The 20,897-nt window shown below is 32.2% G+C and carries 17 protein-coding genes; 7 read left to right on the top strand and 10 right to left on the bottom strand.

Annotation, left to right across the window (positions count from 1 at the left end):
* Nucleotides 1-15: 15 nt before the first annotated feature.
* Together Q0921_RS16235 and Q0921_RS16230 are read right to left on the bottom strand one after the other, a co-directional pair.
* Nucleotides 16-432, bottom strand: a complete 417-nt coding sequence (locus Q0921_RS16235) for a hypothetical protein (RefSeq protein ID WP_299258697.1) — start codon at nucleotides 430-432, stop codon at nucleotides 16-18.
* An 18-nt stretch (nucleotides 433-450) separates the two neighbouring features.
* On the bottom strand, nucleotides 451-969 hold the full coding sequence (locus tag Q0921_RS16230) for a GNAT family protein (protein WP_299258695.1): 519 nt from the start codon (nucleotides 967-969) through the stop codon (nucleotides 451-453).
* 127 nt (nucleotides 970-1,096) lie between these two features.
* On the opposite strand from Q0921_RS16230, the gene crtD reads away from it, so the two are divergent.
* From crtD to Q0921_RS16215, 3 genes are read left to right on the top strand one after another with little or no spacing between them, the layout of a single operon-like run.
* Nucleotides 1,097-2,578 carry a 1-hydroxycarotenoid 3,4-desaturase CrtD gene (crtD, locus tag Q0921_RS16225; protein ID WP_299258693.1) on the top strand — a complete coding sequence of 494 codons (1,482 nt, stop codon included), beginning with the start codon at nucleotides 1,097-1,099 and terminating at the stop codon, nucleotides 2,576-2,578.
* A 4-nt stretch (nucleotides 2,579-2,582) separates the two neighbouring features.
* On the top strand, nucleotides 2,583-3,209 hold the full coding sequence (locus tag Q0921_RS16220; protein ID WP_299258691.1) for a carotenoid biosynthesis protein: 627 nt from the start codon (nucleotides 2,583-2,585) through the stop codon (nucleotides 3,207-3,209).
* Nucleotides 3,210-4,352, top strand: coding sequence for a lycopene cyclase family protein (locus Q0921_RS16215; RefSeq protein ID WP_299258689.1), 1,143 nt, complete (start codon nucleotides 3,210-3,212; stop codon nucleotides 4,350-4,352).
* A gap of 7 nt (nucleotides 4,353-4,359) precedes the next feature.
* Here Q0921_RS16215 and Q0921_RS16210 read toward each other — a convergent pair whose 3' ends face one another.
* The 3 genes from Q0921_RS16210 to Q0921_RS16200 form a co-directional block, all read right to left on the bottom strand.
* Nucleotides 4,360-5,391 carry a transglutaminase-like domain-containing protein gene (locus Q0921_RS16210; RefSeq protein WP_299258687.1) on the bottom strand — a complete coding sequence of 344 codons (1,032 nt, stop codon included), beginning with the start codon at nucleotides 5,389-5,391 and terminating at the stop codon, nucleotides 4,360-4,362.
* A 15-nt stretch (nucleotides 5,392-5,406) separates the two neighbouring features.
* Nucleotides 5,407-6,450, bottom strand: coding sequence for a transglutaminase-like domain-containing protein (locus Q0921_RS16205; protein WP_299258685.1), 1,044 nt, complete (start codon nucleotides 6,448-6,450; stop codon nucleotides 5,407-5,409).
* Nucleotides 6,451-6,523: 73 nt separating this feature from the next.
* On the bottom strand, nucleotides 6,524-7,258 hold the full coding sequence (locus Q0921_RS16200) for a TerB family tellurite resistance protein (RefSeq protein WP_299258683.1): 735 nt from the start codon (nucleotides 7,256-7,258) through the stop codon (nucleotides 6,524-6,526).
* A 208-nt stretch (nucleotides 7,259-7,466) separates the two neighbouring features.
* On the opposite strand from Q0921_RS16200, the gene Q0921_RS16195 reads away from it, so the two are divergent.
* The 4 genes from Q0921_RS16195 to Q0921_RS16180 all read left to right on the top strand — a co-directional run bounded on the left by Q0921_RS16195 (nucleotide 7,467) and on the right by Q0921_RS16180 (nucleotide 10,759).
* Entirely contained in the window at nucleotides 7,467-7,877 is a 411-nt protein-coding gene (locus Q0921_RS16195) for a BrxA/BrxB family bacilliredoxin (RefSeq protein WP_299258681.1), read from the top strand.
* 462 nt (nucleotides 7,878-8,339) lie between these two features.
* On the top strand, nucleotides 8,340-9,083 hold the full coding sequence (locus Q0921_RS16190) for a 1-acyl-sn-glycerol-3-phosphate acyltransferase (RefSeq protein ID WP_299259133.1): 744 nt from the start codon (nucleotides 8,340-8,342) through the stop codon (nucleotides 9,081-9,083).
* A gap of 10 nt (nucleotides 9,084-9,093) precedes the next feature.
* Nucleotides 9,094-10,095, top strand: a complete 1,002-nt coding sequence (locus tag Q0921_RS16185) for an acyl-ACP desaturase (protein ID WP_299258679.1) — start codon at nucleotides 9,094-9,096, stop codon at nucleotides 10,093-10,095.
* Nucleotides 10,096-10,108: 13 nt separating this feature from the next.
* The gene (locus Q0921_RS16180) at nucleotides 10,109-10,759 is read left to right on the top strand and encodes an HD domain-containing protein (protein ID WP_299258677.1); all 651 of its coding nucleotides are present in this window, start codon (nucleotides 10,109-10,111) and stop codon (nucleotides 10,757-10,759) included.
* Nucleotides 10,760-10,865: 106 nt separating this feature from the next.
* On the opposite strand, the gene Q0921_RS16175 is transcribed toward Q0921_RS16180, so the two are convergent.
* The 5 genes from Q0921_RS16175 to Q0921_RS16155 all read right to left on the bottom strand — a co-directional run bounded on the left by Q0921_RS16175 (nucleotide 10,866) and on the right by Q0921_RS16155 (nucleotide 20,731).
* A complete protein-coding gene (locus Q0921_RS16175; protein ID WP_299258675.1) occupies nucleotides 10,866-14,405 on the bottom strand; it encodes a discoidin domain-containing protein in 3,540 nt (1,179 codons plus the stop codon).
* A 78-nt stretch (nucleotides 14,406-14,483) separates the two neighbouring features.
* Nucleotides 14,484-16,499 (bottom strand): M12 family metallo-peptidase, encoded by a 2,016-nt coding sequence (locus Q0921_RS16170; protein ID WP_299258673.1) that lies wholly within the window; start codon nucleotides 16,497-16,499, stop codon nucleotides 14,484-14,486.
* Nucleotides 16,500-17,230: 731 nt separating this feature from the next.
* Nucleotides 17,231-17,611, bottom strand: a complete 381-nt coding sequence (locus Q0921_RS16165) for a hypothetical protein (protein ID WP_299258672.1) — start codon at nucleotides 17,609-17,611, stop codon at nucleotides 17,231-17,233.
* Nucleotides 17,612-17,854: 243 nt separating this feature from the next.
* Nucleotides 17,855-19,606, bottom strand: a complete 1,752-nt coding sequence (locus Q0921_RS16160; RefSeq protein ID WP_299258670.1) for an AraC family transcriptional regulator — start codon at nucleotides 19,604-19,606, stop codon at nucleotides 17,855-17,857.
* Nucleotides 19,607-19,657: 51 nt separating this feature from the next.
* Nucleotides 19,658-20,731, bottom strand: a complete 1,074-nt coding sequence (locus tag Q0921_RS16155; protein WP_299258668.1) for a PA0069 family radical SAM protein — start codon at nucleotides 20,729-20,731, stop codon at nucleotides 19,658-19,660.
* Nucleotides 20,732-20,897 lie beyond the last annotated feature (166 nt).

Genomic DNA, 20,897 nt, shown 5'->3' with positions numbered 1-20,897 from the left:
TAGTGGTTGTAACATTTATTTAACAACCATCTCAAGATAATAATCAGAAGGATCTGTTTTTTGATCACCAGACGGATGTGGACTTAGGTTGTATCCGTATATAGTTTGGTTTCCAGATTTTAAAATTTCTTTATTATTGTCAGGAGTAATTCCTTTAGCTCCAATAATTATTTGTTTTTGTTCTAAAAGAGTATCGTTCTCATATATTCCAATTAGAACTTTTGCTTGCCCTTCCCAAACGCAGGTAACATAGGTTGGACAACGTGAATCTTCAGTTACTTTTATGAACTGTATGCTTTTGGTTTCAAAATTAGCTTTCTTACCTATTTTTAGTTTAGTAATTATTTTAGGAGGGGTTGCCTTTTTAGTAGTGTTTTGAGCTTGTATAAAAATAGGACTAAAAACTAAAAGTAAATAGATGAGTCTTTTCATTATGATTAAGTAATTTTTTTATTTTTGGTTATTATTTAATATAAAATATCTGTGTTCGTCTAGAAGGCTACCTTTTTTAAAAACAGCTTTTCTAAATATTCCTTCTTTACTATATCCGTTTTTCTCTAATATTTTCATGGACGCCGTGTTATGCTGAAATACTCCAGAATAGATTCTTATTAAATCTAATTTTTCAAACCCATATTTAGTTATTAGGCCTACAGCTTCTGTAGCAATTCCATTTCCCCAATATGGTTCGCCAATCCAATATCCAATTTCGGCGGATTTTCTGTAAATATCTTCTTGTATTATCAAACTTATTACACCACAAAGTTCATTTTTAAATTCAACACCAAAACTTTGTTTTGGGTTTTGCGCTTTTGTTAGGTTAATAAAGAATTCTGCATCCTTTTCATGATAAGGAAGAGGAATATAGTCTCTTAAATTATTCCAGATATTCTCATTGTTAGCAAGTCTTGCTAGCTGTGATTTATCCGATAATTCTAATTCTCTTATTTTAATTTTTTGATCTTCCAAATTAGTAAAACTATTGATAATTTGCGTATAGATCTATATTTAAAATTAAAGATAGATAAAAAACCATACCAAATTATTCAAAATATAATCACTTTCTGTTTTTTACTAATATCTTTATGCACAGAATATGTCAAATAAGAAAGTAATAATTATAGGATCTGGTATTGCGGGACTTGCTGCAGCAATTCGTTTACGCAACCAAAGTTTTGATGTAGAGGTTTATGAAACCAATACGTATCCTGGCGGTAAATTAACCGAAGTCCATACAGATGGCTATCGTTTCGACTGTGGCCCTTCATTATTTACAATGCCTCAATTCGTAACTGAGTTGTTTACTAATGCTAAGAAAAAAGCCACGGATTATTTTGAGTATGCAAAGAAAGAATTGGTTTGTAATTACTTTTATGAAGATGGGACCAGATTTTCAGCTTTTGCAGATACCAAAAAATTTGCAAATGAAGCAGAAAAGGTATTTGATGTAGAGGAAACTGAAATACTTGGATATTTTAATAATAGTAAGCTGAAATATGATTTAACTTCATCTCTATTTCTTGAAAAATCACTGCACAAATTAACTACATATCTATCTTTTGATACTATAAAGGCTATTGTAAGAATAAATAGTTTGGGAATAAATACTAGTCTACATAATCTTAATAGTAGCAGTTTTAAGGATCCAAAGCTGGTTCAGTTTTTTGATCGATTTGCAACATATAATGGATCGTCACCTTATCTCACTCCAGGAATTATGTCAATGATTCCTCATTTAGAACAACACTATGGAACTTTTTTTCCAAAAGGAGGGATGCATAGTATTACCAAAAGTCTGTATCAATTAGCACTTGATCTTGGTGTTGTCTTTCATTTTGAGTCCAAAGTAGATCAGATCGTTGTAAAAAAGAAAAGTGCAACAGGAATTATAGTAGATAATAAGTATCTAGAAGCTGATATTGTAATATCAAATATGGATGTGGTTCCAACCTACCGGAAACTGCTGCCTGATCAGAAACCTCCAGAGAAAACACTAAAACAACCTAGATCAAGTTCTGCGTTGATTTTTTATTGGGGGATAAAAAAAGAGTTTCCTGAACTGGATCTACATAATATCTTTTTCTCAAAAAACTACAAAGAAGAGTTTCAGGATATTTTCAAAAAGAAACAAGTGTCTAATGATCCTACTGTTTACATCAATATTACGTCTAAAAATGAATCAAATGATGCTCCAAAAGGATGTGAGAACTGGTTCGTAATGATAAATGTTCCCGGTAATGAGGGGCAAGATTGGGATAAGATCATTAAGCAATCTAGAAAAAATATTTTGGACAAACTTTCAGAAATTTTACACAGTAATATTGAGGGATTAATCCAAACAGAACAAATTTTGGATCCAAGAAGTATAGAGCATAACACTCAATCATATCAAGGGTCTTTGTATGGCTCAAGTAGCAATAATAAATATGCTGCTTTTTTACGACATCCTAATTTTTCAAAAAATATCAAGAATCTTTATTTCTGCGGAGGCAGCGTCCATCCAGGTGGTGGGATTCCGTTATGCTTACTGTCTGGGAAAATAGTTTCTGAGTTAATACAGAAAGATTTTAAATCCTAAAAACATGCGCTCAGAAAGAAAGCTACTTATTTCTATTATACTAATTTGGTTATTCAATATTTCAGGAATTATTGGGATTCTTATTGGATATGAAGATTGGTTTTTGCCATTGACACCTCTTAATCTATTGCTTTATTTAGGGCTGATTATTTGGAATTCTAAAATCAACAAAATTTTGATCTTAGGGCTGTTGATTCCCTTTAGTATTGGAATGATTACAGAATATTTAGGAGTGAATTATGGATTGATTTTTGGTGATTATCAATATGGTGAAAACTTAGGAATTAAAGTTTTAGGAGTACCTTGGATTATAGGGATAAATTGGGCTTTATTAGTTTATTGTACTGCGGCTATTTCAAAAAAAATACATTGTAGTTTAGTAATTTCGTCATTTATCGGGGCAATATTAATGGTAGCTTTGGATATTATTATTGAAGTTTCCGCACCAAGATTTGATTTTTGGGAGTTTAAGGATGGAGTAGTTCCTTTACAAAACTATATTGGATGGTTAGTCACTGCATTTATCGCACATCTTTTATTTCAAAAAGTTTATAAAATCTTTCAGTATGGTGTATCGATTCATATTTTCATAGCTATATTTATCTTTTTCACCACATTTTTATTCTATTAGATGCAAAAATATGATTACATCATCACAGGTACAGGAGCATCAGGTTTGATGCTGATATATCAGATGTTGACGGATAGTTTTTTTGATCAAAAACAGATACTCTTAATTGATAAAGACATAAAGAATCAAAATGATCGCACTTGGTGTTTTTGGGAAGAAGAAAAAGGAATCTGGGATCACATAGTTAGTAAAAATTGGAATCGTATTTTCTTTGGTAGCCAGGATTTTTCTGATACTATAGATATTTCTCCTTATCGATACAAACTTATTCGAAGTAAGGATTTTTACGATTTTATTTTTGTTTTTTTACAGGAAAAATCTAATGTTACTTTGGTACAAGAAAAGGTAATTGGTCTTGTTGACGAAGGTGGCATTGTAGAGGTAGAAACGGATCAAAAAAAATACTTAGGTGATAAAGTTTTTAATAGTGTTCTGCTATCTTCATCGTATGAAACACAACAAAAATACCCACTATTAAATCAGCATTTTATAGGATGGTTTATAAAGACTGAAACTCCGGTTTTTGATAGGGAAACCGCTACTTTTATGGATTTCACGGTAGATCAGAACGATAATACACGGTTTATGTACTTTTTGCCAATTTCTGAAACTGAGGCCTTGTTTGAGTATACGTTATTCTCTAAGAACCTTCTTTCTAAATCGGCATACGAAACAGAAATCAAAGCATATTTAGAGTCCAAAGGAATCAAAGAATATCAAATTACGGAAAAAGAGAAAGGTTGTATTCCAATGACGTGTTATGAATTTAGGAAACAAAATTCTACAAATATAATTCATATAGGAACAGCAGGTGGATGGACAAAACCCAGTACCGGTTTTACATTCCATAATTCAGAGAAAAGAGTAAGAAAACTTGTTGCGTTTCTTAAGAAGAATAATGATCTATCTCGATTTGAAAAACGAACCAAATTTTGGTACTATGATCTTTTATTACTGGATTTTTTGTCAAAAGAAAATCAAAATGGAGCTGCTCTATTTTCGAGATTATTTAGAAGAAATAAGACAAGTAAGATTCTTAAGTTTTTGGATGAGGAAACATCTTTTTTAGAAGACATAAAAATTATGTCGACTATGCCAATCGTAAAGTTCTTAAAAATAATATGGAATAGGTTACTTAAATAAAATTGATTTATTCTATTTTAAAACCAATAACCATAGTGTGATCAAAAAATATGACTAGTTCTTTAGCTTTGGTGTTTGATAAATCGAATTTTAGTCCAATTTCGCCTTCATTATATTCAATTTCTTTATTATAAATAAACTCCTTATCATCAAGTTTATAAGTTATAGAATGAATTGTTTGTTCATATGTAAAAAGAACCTGTTGGCTTTCTCTATAGAAAACTCCGTTAGCAGGTTTTATAATATTAAAAATTGAAGATTTCTTATTACTATAGTATAGAGGTGAGTTAGAAAATTCCTCTGGACTAATTTGTTCTTTTAACAAGCTATTTCCGTAAAAATCTGGATAATGTTTCTTTATAAAAATTTTAGGATCAGTGCCAAAATAGAACGTATCTGGTTTGCTCGTGAACTTATGAGTAGTTTGATCATAAGAACCAGCGCCCCAGGTGGCATCTATTAAATATTTTTTGAAATTTATCTCTACTATATTCCATGCGTGATTGGAAGATTTTACGTTTCCTATATTGTTAATTTTAGTTTTCGATTTTCCAACCACATAAAAACAAGATATATTTAAGTAATCACAAGTGTTTTTAAAAAGCTGAGAATATCCTTCACACACTGCATAACCCTTAGAGATAACTTTTTTTGAAATTTTCTCTCTATATTTCTTTTCGGTTTTTAAATGCTTTTTGAATCCAGATTTGGATGATTTGCTATATGATACATAATTAGATGAATAATAAGAAGGGTAGTAATTATCTTGTGTGGCATAATAAGCTTTATTATAATCAGAATTGTTTTTCCATAACTCTTTATAGCTGTAAGAGATATTTTTGGTAATCCAGGAATATACAGCCATTGCTTTTTCTATGTCTGTATTAAAATCTTTAGCGATTTGATCAGCAAGTTTTTTTGGATGTTTATATCGTATAGGATAGGAATAAACAATAGAGTCGATTTTACCAAAGTTCTGAGAATATAAAGTAAATGACAATATAAGTAATGTGAATAGAAGAAATAATTGTTTATTCATTAGGTTTAGTGGATATTATTCTATTTTAAAACCAACCACTGGGATTTCATTTATAACTATGATAAGTTCTTTAGCATTAGGAATCACAGTTAGATCAATGTTAAATTCAATTTGTCCTTCATTGTATGCTATTTTTCCTGTGTAATTGAACTGTGTGTTGTTTATGAGGTATACAATTGAGTATACGGGTTGTTTATACTCAATAACAAACTCTTGAATGGTGTTGTCTTCTTTGTTAAGAATTCCTGTAGAAGGAGTAATTAGATTAAAATCTTGCGTTTTTTTGTGGTTATAGAATAATGGGACTTCAGAAAATGTTTCTTTGTTAATATTTTCTGTTAACAAACTATTTTCATAAAAATCTGGATAGTGTTCTTTTATAAACATTTCGGGAGCTGTTCCGAAGTAAAAATAATTAGGTTTTTCTACAAATTTTTTATCGTCAATGTCATAATAACCAGTACTTCCCCATGTAACATCAATTAAATACTTTTTGAAATTAATTTCTATGATATTCCATGCGTGATCGATCCGATATTCTTTTCCTATATGATTTATTTGATTTTTAGCTTTTCCTAAAACATAAAAACAAGTGATTTCAAGATGGTCACAAAGATCCTTATACAGTTGAGTATAACCTTCGCAAACAGCAGTTCCGTTTGATATAACTCTTTTAGAAATTTTTTCTCTGTACTTTTTTTCAGTTTTTAAATGCTTTTTAGATCCTGATTTTGTTTTGTCATAATCCATATAGTTAGTGGAGCGAAAACTAGGAAAAGGATTATGTCGAACTGATTTGTACGAATTAGCATAATCGGTATAATATTTTCCAGATTCTTTATAATCATACGATATATTTTTTGTTATCCAAGAAAATATCGCTTTCGCTTTATCTAATTCAGAATCAAAGTCTTTTGAAATTTGATCTGCAAGCTTTTTTGAAGTCTTAAATTTTTTAGGATATAGATTCACAATAGAATCAATCCTGTCAAAGTCTTGACCATTGGATTGGTAAAAAGATAGTAAACCAAATAAAATAAGAAATATCAGCTTATGCATATATTATTTTAGCATCATTTATTAAACCAAATAAGTTACAATTAATAGTTTAATTCTGAAAAAGAACTAGTAGTTATATCAGGCCACGTTCTTTTTGAATCTGTTCGTAAGCTTTTTGTACTTCTTTAAATTTCTCTTCAGCACCTTTAATATGAACGGGATCCATATGCTGTACTTTGTCAGGGTGGTATTTTTTTACCATCGTTCGATACGCCTTTTTCACTTCGGTATCTGAAGCATTTTTTTCAATCTCTAGAATTTTATAGGCGTGATCACCGGTTTTAAAGAACATTGCCTTGATACTTTCAAAATCGCTAAAATTCACGCGCATAAAACCGGCCATCTTTTGAATTTCTATGGCTTCTGCTTCGCTTACACTTCCATCTGCATTGGCAATTCCAAATAGAAAATGAAGAATCTGGAGTCTAGCAGCATATCGTGTGCGTTGCGTAAGAAACATACAAATTCGCTGCGCAGAGATCTCTCTGTTTTTTATGATTTCGTTAAATGTTCTAAAGGTAGCATTAGCACGTTCTTTACCGTAAGCGCTTACAAAGTACTGTCGGACATAATCTAGTTCTGTTTGATTAATGTGACCATCTGCTTTTATTACAATAGATGAAAGAGAAAGTAAATTAAGTTCGAAATCACCCGGACTTACTTGTTTTTCTTGAGTAAATACTTTTGTAAAACCTTTACTTCCTTTAGTTCTTGTAGCATCTAATAAGCTGCCTAAAATAAAACCTAGTATCGCTCCAGGAAATCTGAAAAATATACCTCCTACTAGAGCAGCAATCCATTTAATCATTCATGTTTAATTTTGAAGGTGTAAAGATAATTCAATTATTTACACAATTTCATTTATATACTATTAGTAAGATACTATTGAGTTTTGTTACTAAAAATAATAATAAGATAGTATTAGAAGTCTTTTCCGACTACTTGGCAGTCATATGGATGTGGTACATTATTTGTATCTTTACATCAAAGTTTTAAATAAAAAATAGTTAAGAAATATGTATCCAGCAGATTTAGTAAAACCAATGCGTGAGGACCTAACTAATATAGGTTTTAATGAATTACAAACAGCAGCAGATGTAGAAGCTGCAATTACAAAAGAAGGGACTACGCTAGTGGTTGTGAATTCGGTATGTGGTTGTGCAGCAGCTAATGCAAGACCAGGAGCAAAAGCATCTTTGGCGAATAATAAAAAACCAGATAATTTAGTAACTGTTTTTGCAGGAGTTGATCGTGAGGCAACAGATAAAGCACGTGGGTATATGGTGCCATTTCCACCTTCATCACCATCAATGGCTTTGTTTAAGAATGGAGAACTAGTGCATATGCTAGAGCGTCATCATATCGAAGGAAGACCAGCAGACATGATTGCAGAAAACTTAAAGGATGCTTATAATGAGCATTGCTAATAGAGGCTTTTTAGTCTGAGTTTAACATTAAAAAAAACAGCTGTTTTATGCAGCTGTTTTTTTTTAATGTTAAACTTAGCACATATGGCAAGGTGGTCCTCCATAATAAGGATTTGTTCCACCGCCATTTGGACCACAACCACAACCTCCATTACCTTTAATTTTTTTCATGATTTTTTTGTCTAATACTTCAACACCTTTTAAATTTAAAATTTCTTTTAACATTTTTTGATAATTAAGTTAATAAATATTAATGATTCTAAAATTATGATTTTTGTTTGCTTGAGGCCTCAATTATTTGTTAATATTAAGTAGTGAGTTGTTATTGTAATATTATTTAATCAACTTTTAAGTGATATGCTTCTTTAATTTTATGGACTAAACAATTGGCTAACTAAAAATAATATCAGACCTTGCGCTATAGTAACATAAGTCAAAAATTATTAATTGCTAAGAGAAGATATGGGGGCTTTAAAAAGGATAATTTCATATCCGCTTTCGATAGTTTTCTATTTGTTTTTTGGATTAACACTGTGTGTTTTTCAACCATTGCAGTGGCTTGGAGTCAAACTAGGCGGGGCAAAAACCCATAGAGGTGTAATAAACTTGATGAATCTTTGTTTATTGCGCTGCCTGCATGTTTTGGGAGTAAGGATAAGTTTTAAAAACCAATATAAGTTACCCAAAGATCGTTCATTGATTATTGTTTCGAATCATCAAAGTATGTTTGATGTACCTTTAATATCTTGGTATTTGCATAGCCATAAACCAAAATTTATTTCAAAAATTGAGTTGGGTAAAGGAATTCCAAGTATTTCTTTTAATTTAAGAAATGGTGGACATGCTTTAATTGATCGAAAGAATGCAAAACAATCGATACCTGAAATTTCTAAATTCGGAAAGTCTATTGCTGAAAATAAGTTTGCAGCAGTAATTTATCCCGAAGGGACACGAAGCAGAAATGGTGAACCAAAGGAATTTGCTCACACAGGACTAAAAATATTGCTTAAGAATGCTCCAGAAGCTTTAGTGGTTCCAGTTACCATTAATAATAGTTGGAAGTTGGTTCGATTTGGTAATTTCCCAATGGGAGTAGGAATACACCTTACTTTAGAGGTACAAGAACCTGTCGAGACTGCCAATAAAACGATAGAAGAGTTATTAGAAATTACGGAAAAGAGAGTGATTTCTACTATAAAAACGTAAATAAATAGTCATGGCTATAGATAATATTAGATTAGAAGTAATGCAATTATTGGAAAAGAAGATAGAGTCTTATATTGATAGATTTCTGATTCCAATAGACAGTGTATGGCAGCCAACTGATTTTTTACCTGATTCGCAGAATGAAGACACGTTCTTTGATGAGGTTAAAGAATTGAGAGAGTTAGCCAAAGAACTTCCATATGATTTTTGGGTAGTTTTAGTAGGAGACACGATTACCGAAGAGGCACTTCCTACCTATGAATCTTGGTTAATGGACGTTGAGGGAGTAAATCAGCATGAAGGTGAAAGAGGAAATGGTTGGTCTAGATGGGTACGTTATTGGACGAGTGAAGAGAATCGACATGGAGATACCTTGAATAAATATTTGTACCTATCAGGTAGAGTAAATATGATAGAGGTAGAACGTACTACACAACACCTAATTAATGATGGTTTTGATATTGGTACGGATAGGGATCCATACAAGAATTTTATATACACCAGTTTCCAGGAATTGGCTACAAATATCTCTCATAGTAGAGTGGCTAAGTTAGCTAGAGGATATTCAAATAAATCACTTGCTAAAATGTGTAAGATTATTGCAGGTGATGAAATGCGTCATTTTAATGCCTATAGTGAGTTTGTGAAAAACATCTTCGAGGTAGATCCTAGCCAAATGATGGTAGCATTTAGTGATATGATGAAGCATAAAATTGTAATGCCAGCAGTATTTTTGAGAGAATCTGGAAATACTATTGGTAGTGCTTTCGAAGAGTTTTCTAATGCAGCTCAACGATTAGGAGTTTATACTGCTCAGGACTATATAGATATTATGCAACGTCTGATTGATAAGTGGGAGATCGACAAACTAGTAGATCTTACAGACGAAGCAGAGAAAGCGCGTGATTTTGTAATGAAATTACCAGCTAGAATGCAGAGAATCAGTGAAAGAATAGTTGTTCCAGAGGAAGTTTTTGAGTTTAAGTGGGTGCAACCTGCATTGATTAAATAAGTAGTAAATACATATGATTGAAGATCAGATCATAAGTAAGACTATAGATTTCGTAAAAAACACACTTCGTGGAGCAGAAGGAGGACACGATTGGTTTCATATCCAGAGGGTGTTTAAAACATCACAAACTATAGCCAAAGATGAGGATGTTGATTTTTTGATAGTTTCTTTGGGAGCATTACTTCACGATATTGCTGATTCTAAATTTCATAATGGAGATGAAACTGTTGGCCCTAAAATGGCAAGTAAGTTTTTGGAAAGCCTAGAAGTTGATAAAAACATCATAGATCATGTTATTCTTATTATAGAAAATATTTCTTTTAAAGGAGGAAATACTATCCAGAAGTTTACTTCTCCCGAATTAGATGTTATACAAGATGCAGATCGTCTGGATGCTATCGGAGCTATTGGAGTTGCTAGGTGTTTTAATTACGGAGGATTTAAGAACAGAACGCTATATGATCCAGAAATAGCACCTAATTTAAATATGACAAAAGAAGAATATAAAACTTCTACTGCTCCTACAATTAATCATTTCTACGAAAAACTATTGCTTCTTAAAGATAGAATGAATACCAAAACTGGTAAAGGAATAGCCGAAGATAGGCATCTTTTTATGGAAGAGTTTTTAGGACAATTTTTTAAGGAATGGGAGGGTAAATAAAACCCTTTTGTTCGGATTATCTTTTTAACGTAAGTTCAGGGTCAAAAATATTTTGACCCTGAACAGTGTAGTTGTTTGTAAAATGGTAAAAATTTCTTAATTGTTATTACTGTTTAAGAATTTTTATTCTTTTTTCAACCCCATCCTTTTTAATGTGTAAAATATAAAAACCTTTTGCTAATTCTTGGGTGTCAATAATTATTTGATCTTCATTAAAAGAAGTTTTTGTTTTTTGAATTACACCGTTTGTTCCAACAAGTTCCATAGAATGCAGCGTTTTTTTAGATAGAACTCCTTTAATCGTTATTTTATTTTTAAATGGAATCGGAAATACTTTTATACCATCAAAATCACTAAGATCTACCGAGGGAGGAGAAGCATGTATAAGTTGATTGTTTACTAATCTACTTGTGTTTTGTAAAGGTGTATATCTTACAGTGAATTCTGCAACTGAAGCCCATGTTTTATCATCTACTTCAGAAAGTGCTCTGAAATAAACGTAACGACAACTAAATTTTTCAAAATCAACTATTTGTTTTAGAGAAGATTTTTGAAAAGTACCAGTAGATAGTTGTTTCCAATTAGCGCCATCCCAACCGAATAGTATGTAATCTTTTACCATTCCTGTAGTGCCAGTTTGTCTTCCCTGATAGGAGAACCCAACCAATTCTCGTGTCTCACCAAGATCGATAGCAATAAAATGTGGATGTGAGGTATTATCATCATACCAATTAGAATGCCAGTAAGTATTTGGATTGCCATCTGCAGCTTTTTCTTTTGAGTGGTCTGCATTCGTAGTTTCCTCACTATTCGTGTCATAAACAATGCAGCCATTACAATCGTCCAGTACATCATTAATAATTATTTGAGTAGTATTCGAAAACTCAGAATAGCTATCACTATCATATGCTCTAACACGATAGGTATAAGTGTCATTTTGAAGATTTTGATCTGTATAGGTTTCAATACCTGATCCAACAAAGTCAATTCGTTCAAACCCATTACCATCATTTCTTTGGATAGTAAAACCATTTTCATTGTTAGAGTTATCCTTCCACGTAAGCGTAATACTATTTTGGTTTAATAGAGCGGTTAAATCACTTGGTGCAATGATCTCGTTTGGATCTATATTCTTAATAATTACTTCCCTAACATTAGAAAACTCGGAATAGCCGTCACTATCATACGCCCTAATTCGATATGTATACGTGCCGATTTCAAGGTTTTGATCTGTATATGTCTCAACTCCTGATTCTACGAAGTCAATCCGTTCAAAACCATTACCGTCGTTTCTCTGAATAGTAAAACCGCTTTCATTATCAGAATTATCATCCCAGTTTAAACGTACTTCATTTTGATTTACTTGAGCTAAAAGATTGCTGGGAGGAGTAATTTCATCGGGTATATTATCTTCGTTATATAAATCAGATTCCCAAATTCCTCTACCGTATGTAGAAACGCGGATTTTTCTGGTTGGATAATGAATTTCTAGTTCGGTAGTTTGCACTCCTGGTAAATTTGTGGAAAATGGAACCCATGAATCTAGCAAATCATTGGTATAGTAAACACCTGATTGCATACCTACATAAAGCCCATTATTTTGAGTATCATCAAAAACAAGGCATTGTGCCGAGATATTGGGAAGGTTACCTCTAATACTAGTCCAGCTATTTCCAGCATTCGTGGAAACATAAATTCTAGATCCTGTTGCGGCAATAGCAACACGTTCAGGGTTGTTAGGGTCCACGGTAATAAAATTCACATTTCCACGAAAGTTACTAATATTAGTCCAAGTTGGATTATTACTTTGTCCATTTTTGGTTCTCCATACGGTCCCTTCTTCAGCAATGTAAATATAATTATTATTAGATGCAGCAATTGCCATTTCATCCAGATTACCACCTATATTAATATTTGCAGTAATATTTCTCCAACTACCATTACTTCCGCCATTACTGCTTCGGTATAAATTACTATAGCCAACATAAATCTTTTTATTGTCAATTGGGTCCATCATAAAAGGAGTAACCCACTCTCCACTAAAGTTTCCTGGCTTACTTATATTTCCGATACTATTTCCTCCATTCGTACTTTTATATAAAGATCCAAATTGCACCGTTCCATAAACGATATTATTGTTTTTGTGGTCTATGAAACACTCCATGCCGTCAGCACCCAACCATTCTTTGAACTCTCGATTGGCTCCATTCATGATATTGGTTCCATTGTCTTGGGCGCCTCCAACGATCATATTGGCATCTGTAAAAGATCCTCCGAAACGATAGTATTGCCTAACAGCAAGACCTCCTTGAGTAAGATCACTCATGTTGTTCCCTCTATCTTTACTTCTAAAAATACCTCCATCACTACCAACATATAAAGTTCCGTCTAAGTATTGCATCACTTCTATATCAGCGTGCACGTATGACCGATCTCCTGGATCACTCCAGGTTGCCAGAGTAGAAAATGTAATTCCTCCATCTAGGGATCTGGAATAATTCATTCCCCCAAGATGTACTTCATTAGCATCAGTATTAGAAACTGCAATCGCCATATCCCGAGAAGCTTGCGTAAAATATACTTGGTTCGTGCTACTAGAATTTGCACGTGTTGTAAAACTAGAGCCTCCATTTAAAGATCTATATAGCGACCCGAAACTACTTCCTCTTTTTTGGACAAGATATACTGCATTAGGGTTAGCTGGAGTAACAGCCATTTTCATCCGTTCACTTCTATCTATTCCGTTAATAATTCGATTAAATGAGCTTCCTCCATTAGTAGATTTATAAAAACTGCTTCCACACGCATAAATTACATTTGTATTACCAGGTTGGAATTCTACATCTTCTGCTGTACTATTTAACACCACACTAAAACTAGATCCGCTATTTGTGGATCTGTATAATGCTTTTGTTGTGCCTATAAATATACTATTACCGTTAGGATGAATGAGAATTCTTCTGGGAGTGCCACTTACACGGTAAATTTCTGACCAGGAATTTCCTCCGTTAATCGATCGCATAATTTGTCCTGCAGAATTTCCTAAATATACGATGTTGATATTATTAGGATCAATTGCAATAGACCATATGGACATATTCAACATGCGATCACCTAATGGAGTCCAGCTTTGCCCAGCATCAAGAGATTTCCAGATCCCTCCTCCAGGTGATCCTGCGTATATTAGTCTTTGTTGATTTGGTTCTATTGCTATTGTTGTAATTCTTCCCAGCCCCGGTGACCAGCTAGAAGTACGCCTCCAATTAAAGGGACCAAGTTCTTGCCAATTGCTATTTCTTTGCTCGCTTTTAAGGATAGGATCTGTATTATCCTTAAAAGAGGAATAGAATTTTTTACATTCATCTACCACTTTGGCATCACTAATTACGCGACCACCTGTATTTGCATTTCGTTTTGCCCAATATAAATTTCTCATATACAATTTGTATCCGCTTCCTTTACCCTTGTCGTGATTTTTATAATATTTAGTGCCAAGACGTTCTAATTTGCTTACTTTCAGGTTTTCTTCTTGAAGAAGTTCGTATAGTTCCTGTGCAAAACTTTGTTGACACATGCAGCCTACGAAAAGAAATATCAGTAGATATTTACAACTTCCTAGTATAGATATTTTTCTTAGTTGAGTCATCTGTTTTTATGTTTTAAGTGTTAAGGCAGGAGTATCGGTGATCACAGATCCCCCAGCCTTAACATATATGTTATAATGTTACTGAATTTGAATCTTTTTGGTACTTATTTTGTTACCGTCTATAATTTGTATAAAGTATATACCATTTTGTAAAGACTGGACATCAAGTATTTCTTTTAGATGTATAATAGGGTCCATTTGCTTTATTGTTTTAGAAAAAACATTTTTACCATTCAGATTTTTAATAGTGATTATTATTTTGTCACTCATAACTCTTTCCATTTCTAGTGTAACAAAGTTCCTAGCGGGGTTTGGATAAATTATAATATTCTTGTTTTTTATGAGAGAGGCAATTGCGCTACTGCCTGGTGCCGTTGGGTTTTCAAGACAAGTTGCGATTTCGATCCATTCTGTTCCATTCCATTCAAAAACTTTTCCTACATAAACTACTTGATCATTAGCACTATAATTAGCGTCTCCAGACCAGGCATTTATACCTAAACAGGGGTCATTCGTGACGATATCACAATCTACCGCCTCCCAGTCATTATTTTCAATTCTTAACCATACATTACCTTGATAAATAACGACATCTCCAGGAGCATACGTTGTATTTTCTGCCCACTGTACCGCTATAGCGCATAGGTCGGGGCTGCATTCTCCTAGATCATCCCAATCATTGGCTGGTGTTCGTTCAAATAGCCTTCCTAAATAGACTACTTTATCTCCAGCGGTATAATCGACACTGTCAGACCACTCGTTTATTCCTGTACAGTCTACTTGATCTCCATCACCGTCTCCATTTCCGTTACAAGTGCTAATACAGTCTGCTCTTCGAATATTTGTTCTAATTACATTACTAGGTTGAGAACCAAATCCTTTTCTTAGATTGGTTCCCACACTGGTTAAATGGCAATAACTCATAATTGTTCCTCCATCTGAAGGTATTCCGGGTTTACTGCATCCGCCTTCGGTGTTATAGCAACCATCAATAGCAGTATTGTTACCATTCCAAGCACAAGAATGCGTATGGTTAGATCCAAAATTGTGCCCTAATTCATGAGCAATGGTAGAAATGTTCCACGAATATCTTGGGACATTTTCATAGCTACGATTGATGCCAGATAATCCATACCGATATGAGCCACAAAGTGCATTTAGCCAAGCTACTCCACCAGAATAGTTGTAGGTAACAAAATGGGCAAGGTCTCCGTTAAATCCGTTTTGATTCCTGTAACTTCGATAACTATCTAAATCATTAAATGGATTGGATGATGTCCATGATCTAATACCTGATAGTTTTATTTTGACATCTTCATTAGCATATAAAATAGCTACTTGATTAAACATCGCTTCAACAAAATTAGCAGCTGCTTGGCTTCCTCCTTTATCACGAACTACATCATTACCAATATCAAAAAATATCTCAGGACATTTGACTTGATTTTCTGAAGGAGATGTTTTTGAAAAATCAGTAGTATTAATTTCTTGGTTTTGATGTTTGTGAACATCTTGTAGTTGACAAACAAAATCATTTAAGTGACTTATGTCTCTATCTTCATATAGAATATGGTCTTTGCTGTGATCTAATTTACCAAGAACAAGGTTTCCTATTTCTCCTTCTATACTAATGATTCCAGACACTTCTCCTTTTAATATGCTGATGGCAGCAATTGAGTTAGGACTGTTTTTTACGATTCCACGATAATGTATGATTTCATTATTTGGTTTGATTATTTTTCCTGAAGGCATTTCGACTATAGAAAAGTTATCAGTTTTTACTTCTACTTTTATAAGTTCTAGAAGCATTGATGATTTTTTTCCGGGTAAAGAAAAATTTATGACTTCTGGTAAGGAACTAATAAGATTTTTTAATTCCGATGATTGCAGCGAAAGAATAGAATAATTTTTAAATTCTTTAGGAATGGATACTTTACTTTTTTCGGTTTTCAGGTCAAAAAGAGATACTTCTTTGAAGGATTTACCAGAAATTTTTGCGAATTTAACCTGATGTTTTGGTTTTATGTTCTGGGATTGAACGACAAAAGATGATGTCATTAATAAAATGACAAGAAATGTAAAAATACTTCTCATAGGTTTGGTTTTAAGATTTATATTGAATTCAAAATGGAATACTTGATCCTTACTAATAGCATCAAGTATTCTAATTAATTGTAAGACTAAACTGCGGTTCTAATTGGGTAGTTTAGAAAAATTTTCGGATTTGGATATCATAATATTTACTGATACAGTTTGTAATTCTTTAGTATAAGTCTGTTCAAGTGTTTTTTGATGAACTAAAGAACAACTGGTCGTACAAGTCAGTTATGTATCGGTATGTTTATTTCAAAAGTTATTTTTGTTAAGGAATGAAGTTGTTGTTTAGGCTCGTAAATTTCAATAAATCAGTTGTTTATCGAGAGAGGGAAAAATGTTTGGAATAATAATAGCTTTTCATTTTAAGAGGTTTTGAGGTTTGATATTTAGTATTTTAGATAACTGGTTGAGTCACCTGTATTGGTTAACCAAAATTAAGGTTTTATTATGAGGATCATGAAGAATTGAGTTAAATAATTGTTAACTCATATATTAAAATACCTAGTGAAGAAGAGATATAAATTGTGTAGTTTGAACTCTCAGTTATTTAAGAAATAGGTAGACGTTGATGAATTGTCTACCTACTTATCGTATTCCAACGATCCGTTTTTTGATTTAATTTGATTGTTCGTTTTTTGATTATGCGAAAATGTTAGCTACAAACTCTACTACAAAAAGGAAATAGTTAAGAATGAAGTCAATTAAAATTTTTGTGAGCGCTATCATGTTTAATGATTTATAGTTCCGTTATTGATTGTTACAAGTTTTGATGAATGTCGATTTACAAATTCCAAAGTAAATCTGTCAATTTCTTGATATCCATCAACTTTTTTTATTAATAATTGATTTATCCTTTTGGCCTCAGCGTTCAAATCAGAATACTTACAGTTCTTTAATTCATATTCCGCGGTTTCGGTAGAAATTCCTTTTTCAGAAATAGCTAAACCTTTTACGTATAAGAATTGCTTAATTTGATCACATTCGCAATTTGATTGTAAAATCGTTAGAATCGCATTTGATTTATCTTCTACTTTATTGCCATAGTATATTGAATAAGCTAAAATCCCAGCCACTATTCCAATAGAAAATAAAACAATTTGTTTTTTCATTATTAATGTCTTTTGGCGTAACCCATGTTTTGAACGTTACTTTGACAAAGTACCTTTAAAATAACAGTAATAACAAGAGGATGAAACCCATTTTTAAGAAAGTAGGGTTGTATTTTTGGATTTAAATATTTGATTTTCAATTATTTAAATTGATTTAGGGATTATGGGCTAGAAAAAGCAGTGTGAACCCGAAATTTATGAATCTAGGGTGTTTCAGGTGATTTTTAACCTTAAAACAAAAAACTATTTTTTGGATTTTAGTTGTTTGATATAAAAAGAAGGAAAAAGTCCTGTATGAATTTTAAAGTATTTAGAAAAAGAATCTGCCGTTTTATAACCGACTTCTTCCGCGATTGATTTTATAGAATATGACCTAAATTTAGAATCGTTTTTTAATCTAAGGATGGCATAGTTTATCCTTAAATCATTGATGTAGGTATTGAAATTTTTGCCAAAATGTGCATTAATTACTTTTGATAAATACGAAGTGTTTGTATTAACTTTTTTAGCGAAATTATATAGATTACATTCTGTTTTTAGAAAATATTCTTGCGACTCCACCTTTTTTAATCCAAGAAGGATTTGTTCATATAATTCATCACTAATGTCTAATTGATTTGATTGCGATTCTAATGTAGCGTCTTTAGTGTCTATAATGGGATTATTCGTATCATTAATTGCCAAAATAGAATAGTCTTTACTTTCTTGTTTTTCTATTTTAGCAAGTAAGGTTTCAAATTTATTTTTATTATTTTTTTTAACAGTTTGAAAAAAGAAAATAAACAAAATTAACCCTACCAGAACAATAACAAATCCAATTTGAGCATATGTTAGTTTATTTTTCTGTCTCTGCTTTTGATTTTCGAGACTAGAAATCTCATTTTGATAATCACTTAGCGCGATATCCCGAACTTTTCTAGATGCTAATGATTTTTTATTATTTAATTTGCTTAGACTTAAAATGTGTTTTTCGTAATACTCATTTGATTTTTTGATATCACCATTCTCTTTATAAGCTTGTCCAAGTAATTTATAGCATTTACTTATCTCATCAGAATTACTATATTTTTTGGTTAAAATTTCTAGGGATTCCGAGAGTACATCGATACTTTTTTCATAATCTTTCTGCGCTAGTTTACATGCTCCGGTTAAATTTAGAATCTTTCCTAAAAATACAATGTCATTAGCCTTGTAGCAAAGGTTTTTTGCCTGATTTAAAAAAATAAGTGCATTTGTATAATCTTTTTTATTCTGATAAATAATCCCTCGATGCATGAGTAGGTCAATATGTATATTATCAACCTTTACTTTTTTTGTAAGCGCTAATCCTTTATTATTTGCATATAACGCAGAATCTAATTGATTTAATTTAATGTAAGCTTCAGAGATTCGAGCGTTGAAAAGCATTACTCCTTCCTGAATTCTTTTTTCTGATGCGCTGTAGGTTCTTTTAAGTAGATTTCTCTCACTGTTTTGTAGTTCTTTTAGCGCATTTCTATAATCTCCAGTTCTAAGCTTGATAAAAGCTAAGTTACTTTTTACTCCAGAAATGAAGTCTTCATTATTTAATTTCTGACCTATATTCAAAGCCTTAGAGTAGGCTATACTTGCATTATCATACTCCTCAATATCAAAGTAGTGATTTCCTTTTAGATTAGTAAGATACATTTCTTCAAAATCCATTTCGTTATCTACTGCGATAGAAGCTCCATTTTCTAGATACTCTATTGCTAAACTATTATTTCCGGAATTAAGGTTTGCAATGCTTAAATGTCTTAAGGCATCGATCATACCTTTAGTATCATTGTTTTTAAAAGCTATTTTGTATAAGATGTTGCTCAAAGAGATAATCTCGTCTACTTTACTTTCATCCAGGGTCTCTATTTGAAGACGAATGTTTTCTGCATTTTTTTTAACTATAATATCATCAACCTGGGCAATTACGTTGTTAAAAAATAATATAGCAGAAAAGATAAATAGACGATGCAATCTCATAAAGAATGACTTATAACCTTTGGTGAAGTTTCAAAAATAACTAAAAAAGCTTCAAAATAACTTCAATTGACCATCTTTATAAGATTCGTGTAAATCACAGTTTAAAGATGTTTTATTTTCTTCTGAGAAGTACTTTTTTCTGGCAATGGCAAACATTTGATGAATCTGATTAGCTATATTTCCGGAGCCTTTCATTCTACTTCCGAAGTTGCTATCATTAAGGTTACCTTGATGACATTCCATAATCTGATTTAAAATTTTATCTTTACGATCAGGAAGTGTGTTTTCTAGCCATTTAGTAAAAATTTGCCCAATAGCGCCGTTTAATCTCACAACGGTATATCCTACACTTTTTGCCCCTCGTTTTGAAATTTCTTTAGAAAGACTTAAGATCTCATGATTATTGATAGATGGAATAATTGGCGCCATCATAACGTTTGTAGGTATTCCTAATTCATTCAGTTTTTCTAAGGTTTCTAGCCGTTTTTTAATACTAGCAGTTCTGGGTTCTAATATTCTTCTTGTTTCTTCGTTAAGTGATGTTATAGATAAAAACACTGATACCAGGTTATCTTCTGCAAGTTTAGAAAGAATATCAATATCTCTTTGTATTAGCGCATTTTTGGTAATGATACCGACAGGATGTTTATATTTCAGGAATATTTCGAGAAGTTGTCTGGTTATTTTAAGTTTTTTTTCTGCGGGTTGATAACAATCAGTATTACCTGACAGTCCAATGGGGTATGCTTTCCAATTTTTACTTTTTAGTTTTTTCTCCAGTAATGTGGGAGCATTTTTCTTAACTAAAATTTTGCTTTCAAAATCTAATCCGGCTCCAAATCCCCAATATTCGTGAGAGTTTCTCGCATAGCAATACACGCACCCATGTTCACATCCCTGATATGGATTGAGAGAATACATCATGCCAACATCGGGACTGCTCACTTTGTTTACGATCGTTTTAGGAAAAGTTTCGATAAAAGTGGTTTTATGATTATTAAGAGATTCTCCTTCTTTTTGAAGATAATTAAGAAAGTCATCCCTTAGTTCATAATGATTTTCAGAAAAACGATTATGCGCTTTTGCCTGTGCTCCTCTTCCTTTTATAAATTTTTTTGGTTCCAAAAGCTTTGATTTTTACGGTTTAAAAGTAAAACTTTTGTTGGAATATTTCCAATAAAAAATGGAATAATTCCAAATAAAGAGAGTAATTTTGTAATGAGCTCATTTGAACTTCTTCATCCAACCGAAAAAGCCTTCATCTAAATGCGAAAGATGGTTTTGCAGGAAA

The sequence above is a fragment of the uncultured Aquimarina sp. genome (assembly GCF_947496855.1).
Taxonomy (GTDB): Bacteria; Bacteroidota; Bacteroidia; order Flavobacteriales; family Flavobacteriaceae; genus Aquimarina.
The sequence above is the reverse complement of the archived record's forward strand: the minus strand, read 5'-3'. Positions and strand labels throughout refer to the sequence as shown.

Coding starts and splice junctions, on each gene's coding strand:
- Q0921_RS16160 (WP_299258670.1), bottom strand. CDS start 19,606: ATGAGATTGCATCGTCTATTTATCTTTTCTGCTATATTATTTTTTAAC.
- crtD (WP_299258693.1), top strand. CDS start 1,097: ATGTCAAATAAGAAAGTAATAATTATAGGATCTGGTATTGCGGGACTT.
- Q0921_RS16175 (WP_299258675.1), bottom strand. CDS start 14,405: ATGACTCAACTAAGAAAAATATCTATACTAGGAAGTTGTAAATATCTA.
- Q0921_RS16235 (WP_299258697.1), bottom strand. CDS start 432: ATGAAAAGACTCATCTATTTACTTTTAGTTTTTAGTCCTATTTTTATA.
- Q0921_RS16180 (WP_299258677.1), top strand. CDS start 10,109: ATGATTGAAGATCAGATCATAAGTAAGACTATAGATTTCGTAAAAAAC.
- Q0921_RS16195 (WP_299258681.1), top strand. CDS start 7,467: ATGTATCCAGCAGATTTAGTAAAACCAATGCGTGAGGACCTAACTAAT.
- Q0921_RS16215 (WP_299258689.1), top strand. CDS start 3,210: ATGCAAAAATATGATTACATCATCACAGGTACAGGAGCATCAGGTTTG.
- Q0921_RS16185 (WP_299258679.1), top strand. CDS start 9,094: ATGGCTATAGATAATATTAGATTAGAAGTAATGCAATTATTGGAAAAG.
- Q0921_RS16200 (WP_299258683.1), bottom strand. CDS start 7,258: ATGATTAAATGGATTGCTGCTCTAGTAGGAGGTATATTTTTCAGATTT.
- Q0921_RS16205 (WP_299258685.1), bottom strand. CDS start 6,450: ATGCATAAGCTGATATTTCTTATTTTATTTGGTTTACTATCTTTTTAC.
- Q0921_RS16190 (WP_299259133.1), top strand. CDS start 8,340: ATGGGGGCTTTAAAAAGGATAATTTCATATCCGCTTTCGATAGTTTTC.
- Q0921_RS16220 (WP_299258691.1), top strand. CDS start 2,583: ATGCGCTCAGAAAGAAAGCTACTTATTTCTATTATACTAATTTGGTTA.
- Q0921_RS16170 (WP_299258673.1), bottom strand. CDS start 16,499: ATGAGAAGTATTTTTACATTTCTTGTCATTTTATTAATGACATCATCT.
- Q0921_RS16210 (WP_299258687.1), bottom strand. CDS start 5,391: ATGAATAAACAATTATTTCTTCTATTCACATTACTTATATTGTCATTT.
- Q0921_RS16165 (WP_299258672.1), bottom strand. CDS start 17,611: ATGAAAAAACAAATTGTTTTATTTTCTATTGGAATAGTGGCTGGGATT.